General features: G+C 36.9%; 22 protein-coding genes, 1 tRNA gene and 2 pseudogenes. 17 read left to right on the top strand and 8 right to left on the bottom strand.

Going from position 1 to position 23,801, the window contains the following annotated elements:
• Positions 1-459, bottom strand: a 459-nt coding sequence (locus tag ACFIK0_RS07990) for an ABC transporter substrate-binding protein (protein ID WP_375663763.1), incomplete at its 3' end; no start/stop codon positions are given.
• Between the two features lie 1,105 nt (positions 460-1,564).
• Between ACFIK0_RS07990 and ACFIK0_RS07985 the strand changes: the two genes are divergently transcribed.
• On the top strand, positions 1,565-1,846 hold the full coding sequence (locus ACFIK0_RS07985; protein ID WP_273790723.1) for a DUF6460 domain-containing protein: 282 nt from the start codon (positions 1,565-1,567) through the stop codon (positions 1,844-1,846).
• Between the two features lie 22 nt (positions 1,847-1,868).
• Here the strand turns inward: ACFIK0_RS07985 and ACFIK0_RS07980 are convergent, their stop codons facing one another.
• The 3 genes from ACFIK0_RS07980 to ACFIK0_RS07970 form a co-directional block, all read right to left on the bottom strand.
• Complete coding sequence (locus ACFIK0_RS07980) at positions 1,869-2,678, bottom strand: TIGR02186 family protein (RefSeq protein WP_273790722.1); 810 nt, start codon at positions 2,676-2,678, stop codon at positions 1,869-1,871.
• Positions 2,679-2,680: 2 nt separating this feature from the next.
• Positions 2,681-3,601, bottom strand: coding sequence for a sulfite exporter TauE/SafE family protein (locus ACFIK0_RS07975; RefSeq protein WP_375613503.1), 921 nt, complete (start codon positions 3,599-3,601; stop codon positions 2,681-2,683).
• A 178-nt stretch (positions 3,602-3,779) separates the two neighbouring features.
• A complete protein-coding gene (locus ACFIK0_RS07970) occupies positions 3,780-4,598 on the bottom strand; it encodes a hypothetical protein (RefSeq protein ID WP_375663762.1) in 819 nt (272 codons plus the stop codon).
• Positions 4,599-5,110: 512 nt separating this feature from the next.
• Here ACFIK0_RS07970 and ACFIK0_RS07965 point away from each other — a divergent pair.
• The 7 genes from ACFIK0_RS07965 to ACFIK0_RS07935 all read left to right on the top strand — a co-directional run bounded on the left by ACFIK0_RS07965 (position 5,111) and on the right by ACFIK0_RS07935 (position 12,995).
• Positions 5,111-5,857, top strand: a complete 747-nt coding sequence (locus ACFIK0_RS07965) for an electron transfer flavoprotein subunit beta/FixA family protein (RefSeq protein WP_273790719.1) — start codon at positions 5,111-5,113, stop codon at positions 5,855-5,857.
• 51 nt (positions 5,858-5,908) lie between these two features.
• Positions 5,909-6,829, top strand: a complete 921-nt coding sequence (locus ACFIK0_RS07960; RefSeq protein WP_273790718.1) for an electron transfer flavoprotein subunit alpha/FixB family protein — start codon at positions 5,909-5,911, stop codon at positions 6,827-6,829.
• 3 nt (positions 6,830-6,832) lie between these two features.
• A complete protein-coding gene (locus ACFIK0_RS07955; RefSeq protein ID WP_375643626.1) occupies positions 6,833-8,497 on the top strand; it encodes a 4Fe-4S dicluster domain-containing protein in 1,665 nt (554 codons plus the stop codon).
• Between the two features lie 2,042 nt (positions 8,498-10,539).
• Positions 10,540-11,427, top strand: coding sequence for a 16S rRNA (cytidine(1402)-2'-O)-methyltransferase (gene rsmI / locus ACFIK0_RS07950; protein ID WP_375663761.1), 888 nt, complete (start codon positions 10,540-10,542; stop codon positions 11,425-11,427).
• A 4-nt stretch (positions 11,428-11,431) separates the two neighbouring features.
• Complete coding sequence (locus ACFIK0_RS07945) at positions 11,432-11,800, top strand: YraN family protein (protein ID WP_273790744.1); 369 nt, start codon at positions 11,432-11,434, stop codon at positions 11,798-11,800.
• Between the two features lie 102 nt (positions 11,801-11,902).
• Positions 11,903-12,148 carry a hypothetical protein gene (locus ACFIK0_RS07940; protein WP_273790715.1) on the top strand — a complete coding sequence of 82 codons (246 nt, stop codon included), beginning with the start codon at positions 11,903-11,905 and terminating at the stop codon, positions 12,146-12,148.
• 55 nt (positions 12,149-12,203) lie between these two features.
• Positions 12,204-12,995, top strand: a complete 792-nt coding sequence (locus tag ACFIK0_RS07935; RefSeq protein WP_375663760.1) for a pyrroline-5-carboxylate reductase — start codon at positions 12,204-12,206, stop codon at positions 12,993-12,995.
• Between the two features lie 372 nt (positions 12,996-13,367).
• Here the strand turns inward: ACFIK0_RS07935 and ACFIK0_RS07930 are convergent, their stop codons facing one another.
• Positions 13,368-14,429: an Mrp/NBP35 family ATP-binding protein gene (locus tag ACFIK0_RS07930; RefSeq protein ID WP_375663759.1), complete on the bottom strand. Its 1,062-nt coding sequence runs from the start codon at positions 14,427-14,429 to the stop codon at positions 13,368-13,370.
• Between the two features lie 577 nt (positions 14,430-15,006).
• On the opposite strand from ACFIK0_RS07930, the gene rpmH reads away from it, so the two are divergent.
• From rpmH to ACFIK0_RS07890, 8 genes are all read left to right on the top strand, one after another.
• Entirely contained in the window at positions 15,007-15,141 is a 135-nt protein-coding gene (rpmH, locus tag ACFIK0_RS07925; RefSeq protein WP_005864709.1) for a 50S ribosomal protein L34, read from the top strand.
• A 117-nt stretch (positions 15,142-15,258) separates the two neighbouring features.
• Positions 15,259-15,651 carry a ribonuclease P protein component gene (gene rnpA / locus ACFIK0_RS07920; protein WP_273790712.1) on the top strand — a complete coding sequence of 131 codons (393 nt, stop codon included), beginning with the start codon at positions 15,259-15,261 and terminating at the stop codon, positions 15,649-15,651.
• A complete protein-coding gene (yidC, locus tag ACFIK0_RS07915; protein ID WP_273790711.1) occupies positions 15,641-17,479 on the top strand; it encodes a membrane protein insertase YidC in 1,839 nt (612 codons plus the stop codon). Before rnpA ends, yidC begins: the two co-directional genes overlap by 11 nt.
• Positions 17,476-18,120 carry a ribosome biogenesis GTP-binding protein YihA/YsxC gene (gene yihA / locus ACFIK0_RS07910; RefSeq protein ID WP_273790710.1) on the top strand — a complete coding sequence of 215 codons (645 nt, stop codon included), beginning with the start codon at positions 17,476-17,478 and terminating at the stop codon, positions 18,118-18,120. Before yidC ends, yihA begins: the two co-directional genes overlap by 4 nt.
• A gap of 139 nt (positions 18,121-18,259) precedes the next feature.
• A complete protein-coding gene (locus tag ACFIK0_RS07905; protein ID WP_273790709.1) occupies positions 18,260-18,952 on the top strand; it encodes a glutathione S-transferase family protein in 693 nt (230 codons plus the stop codon).
• Between the two features lie 1,219 nt (positions 18,953-20,171).
• On the top strand, positions 20,172-20,984 hold the full coding sequence (gene dapB / locus ACFIK0_RS07900) for a 4-hydroxy-tetrahydrodipicolinate reductase (protein WP_375663758.1): 813 nt from the start codon (positions 20,172-20,174) through the stop codon (positions 20,982-20,984).
• Between the two features lie 28 nt (positions 20,985-21,012).
• On the top strand, positions 21,013-21,633 hold the full coding sequence (locus ACFIK0_RS07895; protein WP_375660938.1) for a 2,3-bisphosphoglycerate-dependent phosphoglycerate mutase: 621 nt from the start codon (positions 21,013-21,015) through the stop codon (positions 21,631-21,633).
• Between the two features lie 113 nt (positions 21,634-21,746).
• Positions 21,747-21,831 (top strand) — tRNA-Leu (locus ACFIK0_RS07890).
• An 87-nt stretch (positions 21,832-21,918) separates the two neighbouring features.
• Here ACFIK0_RS07890 and ACFIK0_RS07885 read toward each other — a convergent pair.
• From ACFIK0_RS07885 to ACFIK0_RS07875, 3 genes and pseudogenes are all read right to left on the bottom strand, one after another.
• Positions 21,919-22,101 (bottom strand): annotated as a pseudogene (locus ACFIK0_RS07885) (helix-turn-helix transcriptional regulator); the annotation flags it as partial.
• Between the two features lie 165 nt (positions 22,102-22,266).
• A pseudogene (locus ACFIK0_RS07880) lies at positions 22,267-22,884 on the bottom strand (lambda exonuclease family protein); the annotation flags it as partial.
• A gap of 295 nt (positions 22,885-23,179) precedes the next feature.
• Positions 23,180-23,374 carry a hypothetical protein gene (locus ACFIK0_RS07875; RefSeq protein WP_375631215.1) on the bottom strand — a complete coding sequence of 65 codons (195 nt, stop codon included), beginning with the start codon at positions 23,372-23,374 and terminating at the stop codon, positions 23,180-23,182.
• Positions 23,375-23,484: 110 nt separating this feature from the next.
• Between ACFIK0_RS07875 and ACFIK0_RS07870 the strand changes: the two genes are divergently transcribed.
• The coding region (locus ACFIK0_RS07870) for a lysozyme (protein WP_375663757.1) at positions 23,485-23,801 on the top strand (317 nt) is incomplete at its 3' end.

Raw genomic sequence — 23,801 nt, 5'->3', positions numbered from 1 at the left:
CAAAGCATCATCAACATTTTGTTCTACAATTCCATATTCATTAAAAATTGCCGCATTACCCATCTTCAATTTGACAACCCGCTTCATACCCCAAACAAGATCATTGGCATTGGCTGATCTGCCATTATTAAACTTCAAACCATCACGCAAATGAAAAGTAATCATCGTACTGTGATCATCACCTGAAACATCCCAATGCGTTGCTAAAGCAGGAACCATTTTTGCAGGATCATCTGTCGCAGTACTCACCAAGTTATCACAAACATTGCGAACAATTTCACTTCCATAAACATCATTGAGCTGCGCAGGATCAAACGTACTGATTGCATCAAGATTCCAAGCCATCACAAGGGTATCAGCCGGTGTTTTTGCTGAAACCTGTTGTCCAACTACCCCCAGTGCAATAAAAGCAGAAACAAGATAGCTGCTCCCTTTCAATATTTTTTTCTTCAAGTTCATAACTTTTCCTTTTAAATAAAGTTTATTATATAAATTTCCCACGCAACAAGAACATGCTTAATCATAAGGTTAGACGATCCATAGGCCCCTAAAACAAAGTATTAAAACTTTCAAACAGCACCACTTACCAACCTTTTCTCCTGTCCATACTTAACAAGCCCCCAATATGCACCGAAAAGCAATTTAATATATGATGAATGACATAACCCATCATAAATCTATTGATAATATTACAACGTCTACCATTGAACGCGATAAGACAAAGACTTCTTCTCTCTTATCAGGCAAGCTTGTCACTTCTTTCTTCTAGCGTTTTTATGCCATCAAAGGGCTCTCCCCTGTTAGCTCAAGCGCCTTAATAACGAAGAACTCTAATAATAATTTGATATTTTAACAAAACAGAAAAATTCACCCATCGGCTAACATGAATCACCTCTACCCCTTCTGCAAGAGGAATTTTGAATTTTTCCATAATTCCCCACTAAATAACGGCTTCTAATTATATCTTATTTCCAAATAAAAGGAGCACGGGCACCACAAACCTCTGACATTCCCTCACGCGGACATACATAACAAAACTTTTTTCAATATCGTATTTTTAATATCTTTGCTCCTTTAACAACACTCAATTCATTGCTTATCATTGCTTACATTTTTTCAGAAAAAAAGATCTTTTCAATGCACCAAGGTTGAAATATCTAAATATAATACTTATATAAGCACACCCTTATTAGAATAGATAGTCTTTTTTTAAGTAAACTGTCTTGAAATATTATTTCTATACACGACAATAATAAGTTCGTTACAAAATCTTCAATATACTAGAACTCTCACTCTGATGTGAAATATCGAAACGTTATAAAATTTCTCTACAAATTCTCAGAAACAAAAGGATATCCCTTTATTTAATAAAAAAGGGCCATGAAAATATCGCAAAAAATGCAATAAAACATGTGTATATTTCAAAAACCAGCACCGTTAACCAGACTAAGGTGATAAACTCAAAAAAGTAAGAAAAAATAAAAAAATGTTTTTCCTTTATGATAATAACATCGCTGTACCATGATAATACAATAAAAAACACGATCTTTGAAAGTATATTAAAATGAAGCGAAAAAAAAAATTATTAGATTCTTTTCATGCGTTTCTTGGAGAAAAATCAAGCCGCGTTAGTCTAAAATTGCTTATCCTTTCATTCTTCATTGGTATCGTAATGAATTTTTTGGGATGGACACCTCGAAACCTCATACAAAAAATAGTCGATTTTTTTCAATCACTATGGGAAGCAGGATTTATAACGCTTACAAATTTCTTCCATATAACTATGACAGGAGCTATTGTTGTTGTGCCTATTTTTCTTATCTTACGAATTTTTCATAAAAAATAAAAGCCTTAACATTTTCCTTGCGTTAATCTTTTCGAAAAATCAAACGACACAAAAATCCTGTAGTAATAGCAATAATCACTGCAACAATACCATATAAAAAACGATACTTGTGCGCTGCATAAAAAATTGTATAGGTGATATGTGCTTTAACAATTTCAAGAGTCGTTGTTGCACTATCAATAAACTGTCCATCACGAAAAAGATAAGCACGAACTTTATAATGTCCAACCGGGATATTTGCTGGCAAACGAAAATGCGCTGTGAAAAGTGTGTCAGAACCAAAACGAACCCCACCCACTTCCTCATAATAAAGGCTTTTAGCTTTTTGCAATTTTATAAGTTCATCGCGAAAGATTTGTATTTTTTTCTGATCTTGTTCATCCGTCTGCAATGGCAAATAGAGTAATCCTAACCCTAAGCGTTTATAATCTTCAATGCTCGTAATATCGTCAATTTCACGTGTTGTGACCATAGAGTAAAAAAGAGGAACCTTTTTAAAAATAAGAGAATCTGTATTGACCCATACACCGGCATTGCGTTTTTTTTCTCGCATCACCATTGTCCGATCTTGTCCCTCCAAGCTTACAACAATATCATAACGGTTCTGTCGAGAATATAACGGATCAATATTTTCCAAAACACCAGCAATATAAAGATCACGACCAGCAAAATTTGCATCCACAGTAATCGTATTCGTTGTTACAATAATTTGGACAGTTTCGTGGTCAACTTGATCAATGAATGTAGCTGGCGTCCCAACATGTGACCATGTAGAAAAAGAAATAAAACAAAAGCAACCTGTAATGATGTATAAAGAAAATAATCTACCCATTTTTATCTCATAAGAATATCCAGAGAGAAAAGATTATCAGGGCGTATAAATAATTGAAAAGCAAGACGCATACACACAATCAACACTAAAAATGCAAGTGCCATACGCAATTGTTCAGCCTTTAACTTCCGTCCAACCCGTGTTCCATATTGCGCACCAATACTTCCTCCAAGCATTAACAAAAAAGCCAAGACAATATCAACGGACTGATTAGTCATACTTTGCAAAACTGTCGTGAAAGAAGACACAAATGTAATCTGAAAAAGTGAAGTCCCAATCACCACACTGGTTGGAACACGCAGAAGATAAATCAATGCTGGTATCATAAAGAACCCCCCACCAATTCCCATAATAGAAGACAACAACCCCACAATGAGACCAATCCCTAAAACTGGAATAATGCTAACATATATCATAGATGTCCGAAAACGCATTTTTAAGGGTAAGCGATGAATCCAATTATGTCGACCAGCAAGACGAATATTGGCTTTTCCTGCCTTACGCTTGCGCATCATATCATACCAACTTTCAACGATCATCAAGCTTCCTACACTTCCAAGAAGAATCACATAAAGAAGCGAAATCATTAAGTCTAATTGACCTAACTTTTTCAAAACAGAGAAAACCTGAATCCCGATTAAAGAACCAATCCCTCCTCCAATCGCCAAAAGAATACCAAGTTTAATATCGAGCGTACGTCTTCTAAAATGTGTAATTGCTCCTGTTACAGATGACGCAATCATCTGGTTAGCACCTGTTCCAACAGCAATAGCAGGAGGAATATTATAAAAAATCAATAATGGCGTGATGAGAAACCCACCACCGATTCCAAAAAGTCCTGAAAAAAAACCAGCAACGACTCCCATACCAATCAAGATCAGCATATTGAGTGACATTTCAGCAATTGGTAAATAAATACTCACTTACAGAACCTTCAAGATAATTTGAGGTTTTTTTACAATTAGAGAATCCTTCTCCAATTATCCTCTTTTCCAATAATCTCTGTTGCGTGTTTAAAAGGATAATTTTAGTTGCTATAGCTTCCGCACAAACACGAATGCGCAATACATTTCACATCTATTAACATCAACATCATAAAAATTAAAAAAAACGAGCTCCTTTTAAAAAGCTATAAAAACATAACGTTATCGCTACCACAAATGCAACGGTTAAAAAACAAAGAACACCTTTTTTTAGCAAATAAGATAAAAACGACACATGTTCCCGAGACTGCGTCCTTAAAGAAGAAAAATCATTCTCAATACAATGATTAGATGCCTGAGCACCCATCATACCTTTTTCTTCTATCACAGCATGCTCCACTACCCCCTCAACCTTTTTAAAAGAAGATTTCAGAGCATCACTGGGCAAAGGGCTTCTATCTTCTTGCTGCACCGTATTTTCAACATTTGTTTGGAGTGAAATTATGCTGTTTTCTTTCGAAAAATTTTGCACCTTTTGAAGTAATAAGCGTTCTTGATTTCCCTCACATTCCATGTGAGCAAGTTTTTGTACAACAGAATCAGGTGATTTTGAACGAGACACCCGTCGTGTTACCGCTGCTTCTTCTAAGCTTTTTTTTTCACTCTGCAAACTTTGAACAATTGTTTTAATCTGCTCTAAAGACTGGAAAAGCTTTTTTTCTCTTTGACGACGTATATAATGTTCAGCCAAAATGGCCCGACTAATATCATCTAAGTAAGATTTAAAATGCTCTTCTACCGAACTCTGCTGCATTAAAGAACGAGGCGAATGCTTCATTTGCATTTGCGCATAAACGGTGCGTAATTTTTGAGCAATATCCGACATCGTTACTTCTACAGAAGTATCCATGCTCTCTTTCTGTTCAACAAAAGAAACGACTTTATCGTTCCTAACCTGTTTGGTCGCCTGGCCGATCGTATGACCCTTCGTATTCACAAACGCCTACCCCTCATTAACCTTTTTGAAAAGAATCGCAACAAATGATGAGAAAGTGTGCTCTATTTTAGTAAATAGAGCTTTAAGAACTCCCAAAAACTTTTTTGTTAGAAATATTTTCCCCAATCTTTATCTAAAATATTTGAAAGAAAGATCTTTAATTTTTCTGTATTCAAGATTTGAAGAGAAAAATCATTCCCCCATTTTTATCTTTTTTACTTAATTTTTCATTGCATAAAGGACCTATTGCACCATCATAAACAAAGCATAAGGAACTAAAAAAATATTCTCACAAGACAAATTGATTTTTTTACTTTTTATTCAAGCAAATAGGGCAATTATGGCAATGCAAAAATATGAAGATTGAAAATGACGACGAGAAAGTACAAGTAAACGTAAAAAAAGCTTATATGAAAGAGAACACAAGTTATAAATTGAGACTTCATTCTAAACAATTTGGTTTCTTATGAGTATTGCTATAAACTTATGACGTACAAACAAAGAGGATCATTATGAAGATAATTGTCGCTGTCAAACGTGTTGTTGATTATAACATCAAGATACGCGTCAAACCTGATAATACAGGCGTTGATCTGTCTCACGTAAAAATGTCTATGAATCCTTTTGATGAGATAGCCGTGGAGGAGGCCATTCGCCAAAAAGAATCCGGTAAAATTTCAGAAGTTCTTCTTGTTTCAATTGGCCCAGAAGCAGCCAAAGAAACTCTACGAACAGGACTTGCAATGGGAGCTGATCGCGCACTTCTTGTCACAACGGATCAAACACTTGAACCCTTAGCAATTGCTAAGGTTCTCAAAACCATTGTTGATGAAGAAAAACCTAATATGGTCTTTTTAGGAAAACAAGCAATTGATGACGATAGCAACCAAACAGGACAAATGCTCGCTGCTCTTCTTGGGTGGGGACAAGCAACTTTTGCCTCACATCTTAACATAGAAAATGGGCATGCTACAGTTACTCGTGAAGTTGATAATGGAACACAAACCCTTTGTCTTCCCCTTCCCATTGTTATGACCGCCGATCTACGGCTCAATGAACCGCGTTACACCTCTCTCCCCAATATCATGAAAGCAAAAAAGAAAATCATTGAACAAAAATCTCTTACTGATCTTGGCGTCGATACGAAAGCACGCTTAACAATTTTAAGCGTTGAAGAGCCAAAACCCCGTCAATCCGGTATAAAAGTGGCAAATGTAGTAGAACTTGTTAGAGCCTTAAAACAGAAGAACTGCATTTAATATTCTCACCACTAGAGTAAAAGCAACACTCACATAAAAGGGCAAAAACTTATGGCAATTCTTTTATTGGCCGATCATAATACAGAAGAAACAGCAAAAGCACTCACCGCTGCACGCGTACTCAGTAATGATATCGATATTCTGGTTTGCGGAGAAAAAATTCAAACGATAGCGGAAAATAGTGCTAAACTTAATGGTGTGCGGCAAGTTCTTATTGCAAAAGCAGACTATTTAGCCCATCAACTTGCCGAGCCTATGGCAGATACAATTCTCACGTTAGCAAATGATTATGATGTGATCATGGCAGCATCCAGCAGTACTGGGAAAAATGTGATGCCGCGCGTAGCAGCTCTTCTTGATCTTATGCAAATTTCAGATATTACCGCCATTCTTTCACCCAATACCTTCAAACGACCAATTTATGCAGGCAATGCATTTGAAACTGTCCGCACCAATGATTATAAAAAGATTATAACAGTTCGCACCGCTTCTTTCACCCCAACGCCTTCCCAAAATAATTCTGCTCCCATTAAAACAATAACACCAGCTCCCAATCCAAATCTTTCTTCTTTCGTAAAAGCAGAGACAAACAAAAGTGATCGTCCTGAGCTCACCTCAGCACGTGTTATTATATCAGGCGGGCGTGGTCTTGGTTCTCAAGAGAAATTTATGGCCCTGCTTCTTCCTCTTGCAAACAAATTAAATGCTGCTTTAGGTGCCAGCCGCGCAGCAGTGGATGCAGGCTATGCTCCCAATGATTGGCAAATTGGACAAACAGGAAAAGTCGTTGCCCCTGAACTCTATATCGCCGTTGGCATTTCTGGTGCAATCCAGCATGTAGCCGGTATAATGGATGCACAAATTATTGTTGCCATTAATAAAGATGAAGAAGCTCCCATCATGCAAATTGCCGATTACACCCTTGTAGGTGATCTCCACCAAATTATTCCAGAATTGGAGAAAGCTTTATAAGCCATGAAAGCACCTCTGCATGACCAACGTGAAAGTATGGAGTTTGATATAGTCATTGTCGGAGCAGGACCTGCAGGGCTTTCTGCCGCAATTCGTTTTAAACAAATTAATCCTGAGCTTTCTGTCACAATTGTTGAAAAAGGGACCGAAGTTGGTGCACATATTCTCTCTGGCGCAGTTGTTGACCCCATTGGTATCGATACACTCTTACCAGAATGGCGAAATGATAACGACCATCCCTTCACAACCCCTGTCACACAAGACCAATTTTTTTTTCTAAAGCCTCAAAAGTCCACAGTATTTCCCAATATTTTGCACCCTAAAATCTTATCAAATAACGGATGTTATATCGTTTCGCTTGGGAGCGTCTGCCGCTGGCTAAGCAAAAAAGCTGAAGCGTTGGGTGTTGAAATCTATCCTGGTTTTGCAGCAACAGAACCCATCATCCAAAAAGATAACGGCGCTATTATTGGTGTTCTCACCGGAGATATGGGGCTTAACAAAGATGGAACCCCTGGAAAAAATTATATGCCTGGGATGGCTTTATTGGCAAAATATACTCTGATTGCGGAAGGAGCACGCGGCTCAATTGCAAAACAACTGATACAACATTTTAATCTTAGCAAAAATCGAGAACCACAAAAATTTGGTCTTGGTCTCAAGGAGCTCTGGGAAATTGCCCCCAACAAACACCAACGCGGTTTAGTACAACATTTCACTGGTTGGCCCTTAGACAATAATACCGGTGGCGGTGGCTTTATTTATCACCAAGAAAACAATATCATTTCTGTCGGTTTTGTTGTGCACTTAGATTACAAAAATCCTTACCTTTCTCCCTTTGAAGAATTTCAACGTTTTAAAACACATCCAAAACTCTATAAAATCTTTAAAGGCGCAAAACGTCTTTCCTATGGTGCACGTGTTATCAGCGAAGGAGGTTGGCAATCTGTACCAAAACTCACCTTTCCTGGTGGGGCGCTTATTGGCTGCTCTGCTGGATTTGTCAATGTTCCTCGTATCAAAGGATCACACAATGCCATCTTATCTGGCATATTAGCTGCCGATAAAATTGCTACCGCTCTTGCACAAGGGCGTGCCCATGATGAGGTTAAAGAAATCGAAGAACAATGGCGAAAAGGGCTCATTGGAAAAGATCTTTATAAAGTGCGAAATGCCAAACCGCTTTGGGCAAAATATGGGACAAAATATGGAATTAAACTTGCTGGTTTTGATATGTGGTGGCAACAACTGTTCGGATTTTCCTTATTTAAAACACTCTCCCATGGAAAGGAAGATTATGCATGCCTTGAACCAGCAGAAAAATTTCAACCCATTTCTTACCCAAAACCAGATGGCGTTGTAACCTTTGATCGCCTTTCAAGTGTTGCCCTTTCCAATACGCATCATGAAGAAAATCAACCTTGTCATTTAAAAATAGCCTCATTAAAAAAACAAAAAGACTCTGAATATGCGATCTATGGAGGACCCTCTACACGCTATTGTCCCGCCGCTGTCTACGAGTGGCTAGAGGATAATGATCATCTGACTTATATGATCAACGCTTCAAATTGCATACATTGTAAAACATGCGATATCAAAGATCCAAACCAAAATATCACTTGGATCTGTCCGCAAGGTAATGAGGGCCCCTTCTATCCCAATATGTAATCATTGTTCATTTTCCTAAAATTGAAATATACAAAACACATTGAATAAAAATATTTCCCAGATCAGAAATCTATCAATCACCTTCCTTCATACGTTCTTTCACAATGTAAAAAGAACTCTATTCTCATATAAAATACTCTCTTCACCGCATGACTTTTTTCAATAGAAAAACATAACATATTTTTATCAAAATTTTTTTATCTAAATAACAAAACAATAATGAATATATTCTTGAAAATTCTGCAATAAAGGAAAAACCGCGGTTCTCGAAAATCTGAAAGAAAATAAGCCCGTTCTACTTTACCCCCTCTCCCACATGATCCAAAATGCTTTTAGCCCTCTCATAAGAAACATCAATCGTTTTAACTAGCCAAGAGCAAAACCTACGGAGGTACACTTCAAGTTTATTTTTTCTCCTACACTTGGCAAGTAATGCTCACTCAAGAAAACCACAAACAAATGTAGAAAAAACATTGCGAGATAAAGAGATAAAGAGCATGCTTGCTCAAGCCCTTTTTATGTTTCTAATGATAATGACACGAAAAAATCTTACATTAACCTTTTATTTTTGCATTAAAGATAATCGCCTTGCATCTAACCTTTACCAATATACTGCCCTTTACCAATATACTGCAATGAATGTATGCAAATACCGTAAGAATAAGCAGATACCAAGCCATGGAGACTATCGCTATTAGCAAAACATCTGATAAAAACCAAAATAGCTTTCATAACCACTCTATGACGCGTTTTATAGAGTTGTTTGTTTATAAAGCTTGTGCTTTCGCTGTTGCTTGTAAATCAACATCCAAATTGAACATAGTGGTATATTTAAAAGAAAGATTAAGATGAATGAAAGCTCTGCACGCCGTTCCAGATTTTGTAGCTAGAGCAAAAATATTGCATATTCTATTTGAGTAATCTCTGAAACGAAAATACAGTTTCATTTAGCAAGAATATGAAACCTGAAAGGAAAAAACCTGTTTTCCTCTTTACTATCATCTGTCCATTTGGTTTTTAAACTTTCAAAAGCATCACAATATCCTCTAAAAAGAAGAAATAACGTATTGTCCCCGCTTTTATTACTTAAGTTTTTTTATAGGAGCATATCCTTCAAAAAAATAAGGTATCCAAAATTAAAGCAGACTTGTGTTGTTCAATCATGGGCTTGTTTTTAAGAGATAGCTCTCATATCAAACAATTATTTCGCGACACTATCCGAAAAAGGTATAACACACTCCTGTGAACGAACAGTTCTATATTTACGAGATAAAAAGTACAAGCTAGCAGCATCATTTTCTCTGCGATCCCCAATGATGCGATAATCTTTGCTTTGAGAAAGTTTCAAGATGCACGAAAATAATTTTGATTAATGACTATAAGAAGAGCTGAGATAATGTTACGATATTTAAAGCTCCTAATTAATAGGCAAAATAATAAATTTTCCATTACAAATCAAATCTTTAAGATAAAAATTAGCCTTAAACGTTTCTAAGGTACTCATTATACTGTTAAAGCTATAGAGAATATGAAAAAATAAAGTATTTTGCTGATAAGAGCTTATATTTAATCAATAACAATACAGTCAGCTGCCAGTTAACTGTTTGTGCTTCAAAAGAGGCTGTTTATATTTGCTCAGAAAAACAGTTTGGATATCAATAGAATATTTGAAAAATCGGCATTATGAAAATAATCTAAAAAGCTTAGCTTTTAAAAGAGCATAACCAAGCATGAGATGATAACATGGGTAAAATTGTTTTTTGGTTCTCGAAGGAAAAACTTTATAGAAAATCATGGGGCTGATAGAATATTGGTTACATTTGGAATTTGTTTTACTGGAAAAAATAATGCGGACCAAAATAGATAATAATGTTAAATTAAGACGTTAAATATGAAATTATCTTATTGTAGTGTAATCGATTATTCGAGTAAGGTAAGCCTTTGTAATGATAAAAAATGTGCTGGTAAAAAATAAGCCAAAATGGCTTATGAGTATGGATAAAAATCTTGTGGTGAGGAGAATTTAATGAAAAGAAAAGAGCATGTGTGAAAAAGCATATTTTATAGGTGCGCATGCTTATTCTGCACCCGTTATAGAATCAGGGCTTTATCTTGTGGCAACACCTATCGGAAATCTTGCAGATATTACGCTTCGTGCTTTGCAAGTGCTTGCAGGAATTGATATTTTAGCGTGTGAGGATACGCGAGTAACACGTGTTTTGTTAGAACGTTACGGTATTCAAAAAAAACCTTTTCTCTATCATGAACATAATGCGCAAAAAGCGGGTCCAAAGCTCTTAGCGGCTTTAGCAGAAAACAAAACAGTAGCACTTGTTTCAGATGCCGGAACACCACTTATTTCTGATCCCGGATTTCGATTGGTGGAAGAGGCCCGTAAAGCTGGTCATAAAATCATTCCTATTCCTGGAGCATCCGCTCTTTTAGCCGCTCTTATACCGACAGGGCTTCCTACTGATAGCTTTTTTTTTGCAGGTTTTTTGAGTGCACGAAAGCTACAACGCCGAAAACGGTTGGAACAATTAAAAGAGATTCCAGCAACTTTGATTTTTTATGAATCACCGCATCGTCTTGTTGAAACTTTACAGGATATGGTCACACTTTTTTCGGCTGATCGACCTGCTGCCATTTGTCGTGAATTAACAAAAAAGTTTGAAACAGTAGATGTTTCCAATTTGGGGAACTTGTTGGAAAATTACAGAAAACAAGCACATATTCGTGGGGAAATTGTTGTAGTTGTAGGAGAATCATCTTCTTCTTTAAATGTGATAAGTGATCAAGAAATTGATGAAATGCTACTAGAACGCGCACGGACATATTCTGCTGCTCAAGCGGCAGCTTTTGTTGCAAAAAAAACCGGTTTAAAAAAGCAGGAACTTTTTCAGCGATTAATCTTTTTAAAAAATGCATAAAATGATACAAAAAAAACGCAGACAAAAGTCTTTTTATCGAGGGGTACGTGCAGAAAAATTGGCAGCTTGGTGGCTACGTTGCAAAGGGTTTCACATTGCCGAAAGGCGTTTTAAAACAAAATGTGGGGAAATTGATTTAATTGCACGACGCGGAAATCTTGTGTTAATCGTTGAAGTTAAAGCACGTTCAACGTTGGCTGAAGCAATGGAAGCGGTTTCCCGAATGAATGAAAGGCGAATTGAAGCAGCTGCCGATATTTGGCTCGCACGGCAAAAAGATTATGCCCTTTTGTCTGTACGCTTTGATTTGGTTGCAATTTTACCTTGGCGTTGGCCACAGCATATCCCTGCATTTTTTACATCTGATCAATAAAAGACAACCCCCGTTTTAACCATATTCAATAAAAAACATTTCGTTTTTATGTGCATATGCGTTAAAAAGTGTGTAATAATTGAGCGCTATAAGGAGCAAAATATGGATGATTACGAAAAGTTTGCAACAGGTTTACTCATTATTTTTGGAGCGCTCATTATTGGTGGTTTAATGGCAATGCATATTGTGCTTATGAATAAACCAGGTTTTTTATTTGCATTAGCCGCAGCTGTTGTTGGTTGGTTTTCTGCTTTTGCCGTTCTCTTTGACAAGCCTAAAATCTATTTGGGCTTGATTATTCTTGCTATGTTATGTGTTGCTTCTTCAATTAGCGTTTATGTTAGTTAAAACACCTGAAATGTTGATTGAGATTCCTTTAAAAATATAAAACTGAGAAATAGAAATGAAACTTGGCTTTTTAGGAACGGGTACAATCAGTGCTTCAATGGTGAATGGCTTAATGACAAGCACCTTTGATGTTTCTTCTATTGTTGTTTCGCCTCGCAATGCACAAACAGCAGAGCGCCTTTCACGCACCTATGATACGGTTATGATTGCTGAAAATAACCAAGCGTTGCTCGATATTAGTGATTGTGTTTTTCTTTGCTTGCCCAATCAAATTGCAGAAGACGTTTTGCGCTCTCTTTGTTTTCGTCCAGAACAGCTGGTTATTTCCGTACTTGCTATGGCAAAAGTAGCAGAAATAGAAGAGTGGATTAATCATAAAGTTTATCGTGCTGTTCCATTACCTTTTGTTGCAGAATGCAAAAATTTGACACCAATCTATCCCGATCATCCCTTTTTACGCACTTTATTTGATGCATTGGGGGGCACATTAGTGCTGGATAAGGAAGAGCAGTTTAATCTTTTTATGACAGCAGGTTCACTTATGGGAGTATATTTTAATTTTATAGAAACTGCCCATCAATGGTTTATAACACAAGGGTTAAAAAAACAGCAATCAGCAGAATTCCTTACTATGATGTTTGGAAATCTTACGGATGAAATGCGTAAAATTACAGCAACGGATCATTCTGCATTTCTCGATTTTGCACTGCTTGAAAAAGAGTTTTCAACAAAGGGTGGAACAAATGAATTTTTGTCAGATTACTTTTCTCATCAAGGGGGAAGGAATGCTTTAACAACCGCTCTTGAGGCTACTTTGCAAAAAATGAATGCTTCTAAAAAGACTTGACCAATATTTTTATCATCTCAATAAGAAAAAACTAAATGTTGAAGATGTATATCAAGAAAACTCACATCGAAAAATGCTTTTTTACACCTGAAAAAATTGATTATTAAAATATTTTTTACAACCTTTTACAATTTTTCTAAATTATTTTTATTTTCTGTCTTCTTCTTTTAGCCTCAAGTCCAATATTTTTTTCTACCTCACGGCTCCAACTCTTCAATTTGTGTCCCCTTCAGGTTATCCAAACGCATGAATAATTTTTTATTTATTTAACCTAATATACTCCATTCTCACATTAAAACTTCTCCTTACAAAGAAGAAACTATTTTTATGTCTTTCATGATTGTGTTTTAATAAACTCTCTTAAAAAAACATTCAAAAGAGTTGATTTTTTATTTGATCAACAATTTTACGATATAGTTTAGCATGCTCTTCACTAGGCTTAGCAACAAAAATAGGGACCCCCTCATCTGAAGAAAATCTTAAAGCCGCATCAAGCGGTATTTCCGCTAAGAAAGGGACTTCTCGACGTTCCGCTTCTGCCCGTGCACCACCATAGCCAAAAATATCATAGCGTTTTCCTGTATCAGGAGCGATAAAATAACTCATATTCTCAATGAGTCCTAAAATAGGAACATTGACTTTCATGAACATTTCTATTGCTTTACGCGCATCCACTAAAGCAAGATCTTGGGGCGTAGAGACAACCAACGCACCTGTTAATTGTACCTGTTGAGCAAGCGTTAATTGTGCATCCCCTGTACCGGGCGGCATATCAACGACCAAAATGTCCAGAGGTCCCCATACAACATCTCGTAACAATTGTGTTACAGCTGCCATAACCATAAGACCACGCCATACTACCGGCTTTTCTTCCTCAACCAAAAATCCCATCGACATCAATTTAAGTCCGAATTTTTCAAGAGGTTGAATCTTTTTTTCTCCAATAAGCTGTGGTTTTTGATTAACAAGTCCTGTCAAACGTGGCAACGAAGGACCATAAATATCAGCATCCATCACCCCCGTCTTGAAACCAGAATCTTGTAAAGCTAAAGCGATATTTACTGCCATCGTAGATTTTCCTACCCCTCCTTTTCCAGAAGCAACAGCAATCACATGCCGCACACCTTCTATGGGCATTTTGATCGGTAAGAGATTTGCTCTCCGTCTAGGTACTGCCTTTGTTGTTTTTTCTGCTGTAAGTGTGACAACAACAGATTTCACTCCTTCCAAGGCACATACCATCTTTTCAGCAGAACGACGCAATGATTCCCATTCTTGCACACCTCCATCAGGAACTGTAATAGAAAAGAAAACCTTACCATCAGCAATCAATATTTCTGAAAGAAGACCCAACGACACAATATCGCTTTCAAGATCTGGTCCTTTGATTGTACGTAATACGTTGCGGACAGCTTCACTTGTGATAGGATCCACGTTCTTTCCTCTCTATAAAAATACCAGCAAATACAAGCATAAGAACAAAAAATACTTACAGGCTTATCACCTGATAATTTTCTACTTTACTCAGCATTATAAAGTATACATTACTTATATCTTATTCTCTTTAAAAATATGAAACCATCCTTAAATAAAGAAGCTCAAACATAGAATCTGATATAAATCCTATTAATCATGTTTGTGCTACAACCACTTTAATGAATATTCTGATAAAAATTTTGTAAAAAAAAACTCTTAATATTAAAGGATATTTTAAATTGAGCATACAGTAATCAGTCACACTTTCTTTAATTCTTTAACGCCCTAGCCATTTACGTTCTGTAGATTCAATTGTTATTTTCTAACACTCTTACAGTATTGTAAAAAAGTGTCACAGACAGTTATAAGGTGTTTTGTATTCTTTCAAGAAAGAGAAAAACAATCTAAGATTGACTTTTTTTATATTTTTCCTTATGGGTTAACAGCCGTATGATAGGATAAAATTATCCCTCTCGCGCATAACTGCTCGTAAAACGAAGATTAAGAAGGGCCGCACTCCGCGGTATTTAAATAAATGAAACGTACTTACCAACCCTCTAAACTTGTCCGTAAACGCCGCCATGGGTTTCGTGCACGCATGGCCACAGCTGGAGGACGTAAAGTTATTGCTGCAAGACGTGCTCGTGGACGTAAGCGGCTCTCTGCCTAACCATTTAAATTTTCACAACCTTTGAGGATTGCTCATCATTTCTTCGTTGTGAAACTTTCATTATGAACCTCTAATGCCTGCTTGCAGGCATTTAGTGAAATTGCGAAATGTTCTTTTATGAAGAAAAAACATCCCTGCCGTATTCGCAAAAGAGCAGATTTTTTGGCTGCCCGTACAGGAGAAAAACGACGTGGTCCTTTATTTTTGCTCGAAGTTAAATCTCGTGAACAAACAACAGAAAGAAAAGATTCTCTTTTTGCACGTGTAGGCTTCACTGTTACTCGTAAAAACGGTAATGCTGTGAAACGTAATCGTATTAAAAGGCGCTTGCGTGAAGCCGTGAGAGTTGGTGTAACAAACCACATGGAAGCAGGAACAGATTATGTCATTGTAGCGTACCGTGATGTGTTACATGCGCCTTTTACATCCTTGATTAGTGAATTAAATCGGCGAATAAAACCAAAAATAAAACATCAGCAACAACAACAAGGGTGTACGGATGGAATATAACCGCAATTTCTTTATCGCTATTGGCTTATCTTTCGTAGTGCTCATCGCATGGCAATTTCTTCATGTTGCTCCCAAACAAGCAAAGTTACAAAAACAACATGTCATCACACAGCAATTGTCAAAACAACAATCAGCCCTTTCTACTACCACGACGGATTTTTCTGACGATACCTCAACGCATCAAGCAACATCTATCATCGAACAGCCAATGACACCTGAAATCCGGAAAGCTGTATTGGCCAAAACAGAGCGTATTGCGATCCAAACCAATGAACTGGAAGGCTCTATTAATCTTGTTGGTGCACAATTTGATGATCTTCACCTCAAAAAATATCGTTTAACAGTCGATAAAAAATCACCGGAAATCGATTTGCTAAACCCTAAAGGTTTCAAAACGACCTACCTTGCTGAATTTGGTTTTGCAAGTGCGTCTTTGCCAGCAAAAGCCTTGCCACAATCGGATACAAAATGGCAAGTAGAGGGAAACAATACAATCCTGACTCCTTCAACACCTATCACTTTAATTTATAATAATGGACAGGGACAAATCTTCCGACGGACCCTTTCTGTTGATGATCATTTCATGTTTACCATTGAGGATTCTATCAGCAATGAAAGTGATCAACCAATACATCTCTCGTCCTATGCCCGCGTTGCACGTGCTGCACCACCAGAACATACAAATGCAACCTATTTACTTCATGAAGGTATGATAGGTATTGCTGGAGATTCGCTCAAAACTGAAAAATATAAAACCTTAGCAGAGCTTGACCCAAATCCTGATAATGGGCAAAAGAGCGTGACTTTTTCCAAAGTAACAGGAGGTTGGATTGGTATTACCGATAAATATTGGGCTGTAGCAGTTATTCCCCCGCAAAATAAAGAATATACAAGCCGTTTTATTTATTTTGATCGTTTGCAAACACATTATCAGTCTGACTTGCTAGGGTCGCTTTTAACGATTGCCCCAAATGAAACAAAAACTGTTACAAATCGTCTTTTTGCTGGTGCAAAACAAGTTGAAATTATTAATAGTTATCAAAATGACCTAAAAATCAAAAAGTTTGCTCTTTTAATTGATTGGGGCTGGTTTGATTTCATCACCAAACCAATGTTTTCCCTCATTGATATTCTTTATAAACAAACAGGGAATTTTGGTATAGCCATCCTTCTTGTCACAGTGCTCTTAAAAACTCTTCTTTTCCCTCTAGCCAATAAATCTTATAAATCTATGGCACGCATGAAGCTTTTACAACCGCGGTTGCTAGAAATAAAAGAAAAGTATCCCGATGACCAAACCAAACAACAAAAGGCAATAATAGAACTATATAAAACCGAAAAAATAAATCCCCTTGCAGGCTGTTGGCCGATGTTGGTTCAATTCCCAATATTCTTTGCTCTTTATAAAGTTCTCTATATCACCATTGAAATGCGCCATGCCCCTTTCTTTGGCTGGATTAAAGATTTAGCGGCACCCGATCCAACTTCTCTTTTTAACTTGTTTGGTCTCTTGCCATATACAACGCCAACATTTCTTATGATTGGTGCATGGCCTTTGATTATGGGAATAACGATGTTTTTACAAATGCGCATGAATCCCGCTCCTCAAGACCAAACCCAAGCGATGATATTCACATGGATGCCTGTTGTCTTTACTTTTATGCTCGCCTCTTTCCCTGTTGGTCTCGTCATCTATTGGGCATGGAACAATATATTATCAATCATTCAGCAAGGTATCATGATGAAGCGCCAAGGAGTTAAAATTGAGCTTTTTGATAATCTGAAAGCCATCTGGAGAAGATCACCCAAAAAAGAAGTGCGTGAATGACAAGAGATTCTTCCCTTTCTGGAATTTTTTCTCGCAATTGGATTTTTATTCGTGGTGTACCAGCAATACGCTTTCTCCCCCCCGAAGGACCACCAGAAATTGCATTTGCAGGACGTTCCAATGTTGGAAAATCATCTTTAATCAACGCACTCGTTCAACAAAAAAGCTTAGCACGTACCTCAAATACACCAGGACGGACTCAAGAGCTTAATTATTTTGTCCCCGATGGCTTCAGTGGGCAACTAGGAGACCTTCCCCCTCTAGCATTAGTAGATATGCCTGGTTATGGTTTTGCTGCTGCTCCTAAAAATCTTGTTGATGAGTGGAAAAATTTGATTTTTAGCTATTTACGGGGGCGCACAACGTTAAAACGTGTATATATCTTGATTGATTCACGGCACGGAATCAAAAATAATGATGAAGATGTTCTTGCTCTCCTTGATAAAGCAGCCGTTTCTTATCAAATTGTTTTGACAAAAAGCGATAAAATCAAATCAAATGCCTTGGAAAAATTAATTATGAGCACACAAACAAAGCTTCTTAAACGCCCAGCAGCTTATCCTGAGCTTCTTGTAACCTCTTCAGAAAAAGCTATCGGTTTAGAAGAATTACGTGCTGCCATTTTGCAAACCATCGCATAAGAGAACAATTCCTAGTCATTAACAATTTATTAATTATAATTACTAGCAGCTGCTAATGATCTTGTACTTCTAGTCAAGCATCTTTATAAAAATGATTACTTGAAAGAATTCTCTTCAACTCTATTTGATAGTGTAAATTATGCTGACACTTTTTCACTCTCCCCTATCCGCTGCCTCGCGCTTCATACGCCTCATTCTTGGGGAATATGGTGTAACCACTCAACTGATTGAAGAATATGAATGGGCAAGAAGACACGAATTTCTAGCCCTCAATCCCGCTGGTCATGTTCCTGTTTTTCTCGATGAACACGAGGTTCCATTATCAGGTCCTCTTGTTATCTGCGAATATTTAGACGAAACACATGGAAGTTTACGACAAGAAAATAAGCTCTTTCCGGAAAATCCTTTAGATCGTGCAGAAGTACGCCGTCTCAATGACTGGTTCTTAAATAAATTCGAAAATGAAGCAACGCGCCATATCGTACGAGAACGAATCCATAAACGTGAAATGCCACTTGCCATTGGCGGTGGTGCTCCTAATTCACAAATTTTACGCAATGCACGTGCCAATATTTTACCACATATGAACTATCTCAATTGGCTCTGTGCCTCTCGCGATAGCTTAGTCGGTTCTGCCTTGTCCTATGCAGATCTAGCAGCAGCAGCTTCTATTTCTGTACTTGACTTTCTAGGGGAAATTGACTGGGAACAATCTCCTGCTGCCAAAGACTGGTATATGAGAATAAAATCACGCCCTTCTTTTCGTTCTCTTTTAACAGATCGCGTCCGCGGAATTGTTGCAAGTGCTCACTATGCAGATCTTGATTTCTAGCCTTCTCTCACAAACAAAAATAAAAGTGATATTTTATCTAAAGGATATTTATAGGTTTATGAATTTTTATGCATGCGTATAAACGATATAATGATTTATAATCGTATTCAACAGGGAATAAGACCCATTATAATTGAATCAAAAAAAATACTTTCTTATCGTGTCACAAAAAAAGATTAGCACAGGAATAAAAAATATTTAAGAAAGCATTTTAACGACTCTCTTTAAATACAAGAGCTGTAGCATCATTAGAAGCTAGGCAAATAAAATAACAATACTTAACGCATGTTATCCTCAAGTCTCCCCAATATATGAAAAAACGCATTGCATAACATATATACTATTTGCTCTATAATAAAAAAATCCTCATCATGCGTTTTTACAACATAACAATTTTTTAAACTGACTTTCCTAAAAGATGAAGAATCCGACCAACTCTCGTGTGAAAACAATCCAACTTCTTGTTAGCCCCTTGTTTTTATCCCCTTTTTACGTGATTTTATTTATGGGTAACATATTGATATACAATGATAAATAATCGTTTTTTTACTTTAATCATCAATTCCAAATACCTTTTTCTCATTACCTTCATCACATTTAAAACAATCAAAATCGCTTTCTTATGCGTCACAAATGGAATTGGTAAATGAAAGAATATTAAAGAAAAGAATGAAAATGCCTAAGTGCCAAGAATTATTAAAACATTAAAGGCTAACAAAACGTATGATAATGCTAATTTTCTCTATTTATGAAGCATAAAGATAGTGGCGCAGAATAGATGTTATATTATTCATGGATACTCTCTCGTGATACCACTCACGAGCACTATCATAAAATAAGTTTAGAAGAATTGATAAATATTTCTTTAAGAAAAGCGCATGAATTAACCACATAGGTGTATTTTGTTTTGGAGGTCTTGTTTTGCATGAAGAACGCTCCCCCCTTAAAGAACGAAAGAAACAAAAGCGTAAAGTAATACACAATCTCCTTTAGGTGACATAAGCAAACCTTACTTAGGAATATTCATCACACACTCTAACGAAAAACATCTCTATTTAAATTTGCAGATCTTATATCACTTGCTCTAAACAACAGTATTTTACAGCATAACAAGATAAATTAAAGCAGGAAAAAAATTTTTCTATAAAGAAAAAGAACCATTGGAAAGAAGGCAAGAATTTGCCTATACTGCACAGTAAAGTATTATAAGGAGATAAAAATGCGCCTTACAGTTGTTGGTGCAAATGGAAGAATGGGACGTGAACTCATTACAGCAATCCAGCAGAGGAGAGATGTAGAACTTTGTGCTGTTCTTGTACGCAAAGGCTCACCGTTTGTAGGAAAAGATGCCAGTGCCTTAATTGGTTCAGATTCTCTTGGGATTGGTATCACTGACGATCCCGAAAATGCCTTTTCTAATACAGAAGGTATTTTAGATTTTTCACAACCAGAAGCCAGTATTCTTTATGCTAACTACGCTGCTCAAAAAAGCCTTGTCCATATTATTGGCACCACAGGATTTAACAAAACAGAAGAAGAAAAAATTGCAGATTTTGCGAAATATACAACAATTGTCAAATCCGGAAATATGAGCCTTGGAATAAATCTTTTAGCCAACCTTGTAAAGAAAGCTGCTAAAGCATTAGAAGCCGATGATTTTGATATCGAAGTTTATGAAATGCATCACGCTAACAAAGTTGACGCCCCTTCTGGAACAGCCCTTCTTCTTGGCCAAGCAGCAGCTGAAGGGCGCAATGTTATGCTTAAAAATGTGCGTGTCAACGAACGCAATGGTCATATAGGTAAACGCAAAAAAGGCACCATTGGCTTTTCCTGTTCACGTGGTGGGACAGTTGTTGGAGAACACAGTGTCATTTTTGCCGGCTCCAATGAGCGCATTGTTCTTTCACATACAGCGCAAGAACGCTCTATCTTTGCCAATGGCGCATTAAAAGCAGCTTTATGGGCACAAAATCATGAAAGCGGTCTTTATTCAATGTTCGATGTTTTGGGATTGAACGATGAATTTTAAACAATCAATAGAATAGAGGCAATGCATAATGGGACGCATACTTACACTAATTCGTCATGGACAAAGTGAATGGAATCTCAAAAACCTTTTTACCGGTTGGAAAGATCCTGATTTAACAGAAAAAGGTCATGCCGAAGCGATAGCAGCAGGAAAAAAACTGAAAGAATATGGTTTGAAGTTTGATATCGCTTATACATCAACCTTACAGCGTGCTCAAAAAACCGCTCAGCACATTTTAGAGCAAATGGGACAATCAGATTTAGAAGTGATAAAAAATCCTGCATTAAATGAACGTAATTATGGTGATCTTTCTGGTTTAAATAAAGATGAAGTACGCCAACAATGGGGGCAAGAGCAAGTGCAAATGTGGCGCCGCTCCTATACAATTGCACCCCCGAATGGAGAAAGCCTACGCGACACCGGTGCGCGCATCTGGCCTTATTATCTTTACCATATCCAGCCTCATATTTTGCGCTCCCAAACTGTTTTAATCGCAGCGCATGGAAATTCTCTTCGTGCTCTTATTATGGCGCTTGAAGGTCTCTCCGGTGAGGAAATTATATCTCAAGAATTAGCGACCGGTATTCCTATTATTTACACATTTAATCCGGATTCAACAATTTTATCAAAGAAAGTCCTCACACCTTAAACTTCTAAAATCATGATCTCCCCAAAAATTCAATTCAATCGTTTTAAGCTGAAAAAATAAACTCTATAATTTTATTGACAGAATTGCGTCATGCGCTTAGATGAATTTTATGAGCCCAGATGGCGGAATTGGTAGACGCGCAGGTTTCAGGTACCTGTGCCGTAAGGCGTGGAGGTTCGAGTCCTCTTTTGGGCACCATTTTGTATCTTTAATATATTCAAATATATAGATTTTTTCTTTAAATAGCCATTTTTAGACCACCTTCTACAGTTTATATAATTTTATCTAATTTGTTTTTATTTGCTCCTTATTTTTCTTTGGAGTGAAGGTTAAGATCTCTTTCTTTTCTCCACCTCACTGCTCTCCCTAGCTTATATGGCTCCGGAAAACACCCCCTTGAAGCACCCAATTGCAAATCGTTGTTGTGGATACACTAAAAAGCTGTACACACTCACGTGTCGTTACATAATAATTATATTCTTAAAATAATATAAGAACTTTATCTTATATTATTTTAAAATTCCCATCTATCTCCATCATCAAATATCATCTCATTACCTTTCTCTTTTTTATATTAATTAAATGGGTGGGGGTGCTTAGGAAAGAGGAGAAGGAGAGAGCACCCCCATAGGTTTAAGCGGCTTTTGTCAAAATCTTTTGCATCTCTTGTTCTATTTCCCCTAAAAAGATTTCGACCGCTTTATTAATCTCTTCAATGTGTTTCTCATCACGGAGAATGCGTTCTATTTTCATTCTCAAACCAGTAGATTTGCCTACAAAGTTTGGATTATAGCTCATGAAATCACACCATTTGCGTCCAGTGCATGCCATTTGGAATTGCATTTGTGCGTGATATTCTGGTTTGATTTCGTCATACATAAAAAAACGCAAATGCGTGGTTGATTGTGGATATTTGACTTCGATTAAACCGTCCTCTCCAATCAACCCATCAGGACTAGCCCCCGCCATTTCCATTTTTGGGTGTGGGATAAACCCGCATCTTGTGACTTCTGCGTCATAAATGAATTCATATTCTCTTAAGGCATTCTCTTCATGTTCAATGCCCCATTGCATAGCAGGTGTTGTATAAGATTGACTTATTTCCTCTATTAAGCGTTCTGTCATGAGTTTCGTTTTGTAGTCTTCATATTTGCTTGTAGGCAAACCTTTTGCTGTCTTACTGAGTACGTTGTAGACATTAGATGCGGTGACTTTCCCTAACCTTGCTTGAAAACATTCTGCTGTTCTTTGTCCATCTCACACCGCCGTTTGTTGCTCTTATTGTGCTTGATTCATTTGCGAGCATTGCTTTTTTTTCAAAGAAAACAAAGCGATCTTGGCTTGTTTATAAGACATATCTGTTAGATTTTTTTGCTCCTATGAAGGCATCCTCTAATAAAATCTTTAGGTGTATTAAAATATTCACTTGCATCAAATTTAGTAATTTCCATGTTTTATTTTCTTTACTAATTGAAGAGCTTTTTCGATATCCTTTTGTTGTATAGATTTATCACCAACATTCAGTAATAAGATAATCTCTTTATCTTTATTTGAAAAAATAAACACGATAGCCTGGTTCGTGATTTAGTTTTAATTCTCCAATTTCACGAAAATATTTCATATCACCTAAAAGACCATATTCAAGGCGAAAAATACGTGCAGCAACCTTCTTTTGCGCTTGTTTGTCTTTTAATGAATCTAACCACTTTATAAAATATAGTGTTTTTTTGACAACAAACATCTGTGTTTATATGCTACATAGATTTTAACAAGCTATCTTTCCGAATGAGAAAGATGTCAATTTTTTAATCCAGCTCTGCTTTTTGCGGAGCTTTTTTTATGGAGAATCACATGCAAAAAATATCATCAGAAGGACTAGCACTTATTAAACAATGGGAAGGTTTGCGTTTGAACGCCTATAAAAATGCCATTGGGGTGTGGACAATAGGTTATGGACATACAAACAGTGCTGGAAAACCTTTTGTTCACAAAAGCATGACAATCACTGAAAAGCAAGCAGAAGAACTTCTTTGCCAAGACTTAAGACAATTTGATAATGCTGTTGAACGCGCGGTTACAGTTTCATTAACTGATGAACAATTCGCGGCGTTAGTGTCCTTTTGCTATAATGTAGGAACAGGAGCCTTTTGTAACTCGACACTGTTAAA

It is taken from the genome of Bartonella sp. CL63NXGY, assembly GCF_042194905.1.
Lineage (GTDB): Bacteria > Pseudomonadota > Alphaproteobacteria > Rhizobiales > Rhizobiaceae > Bartonella.
The sequence above is the reverse complement of the archived record's forward strand: the minus strand, read 5'-3'. Positions and strand labels throughout refer to the sequence as shown.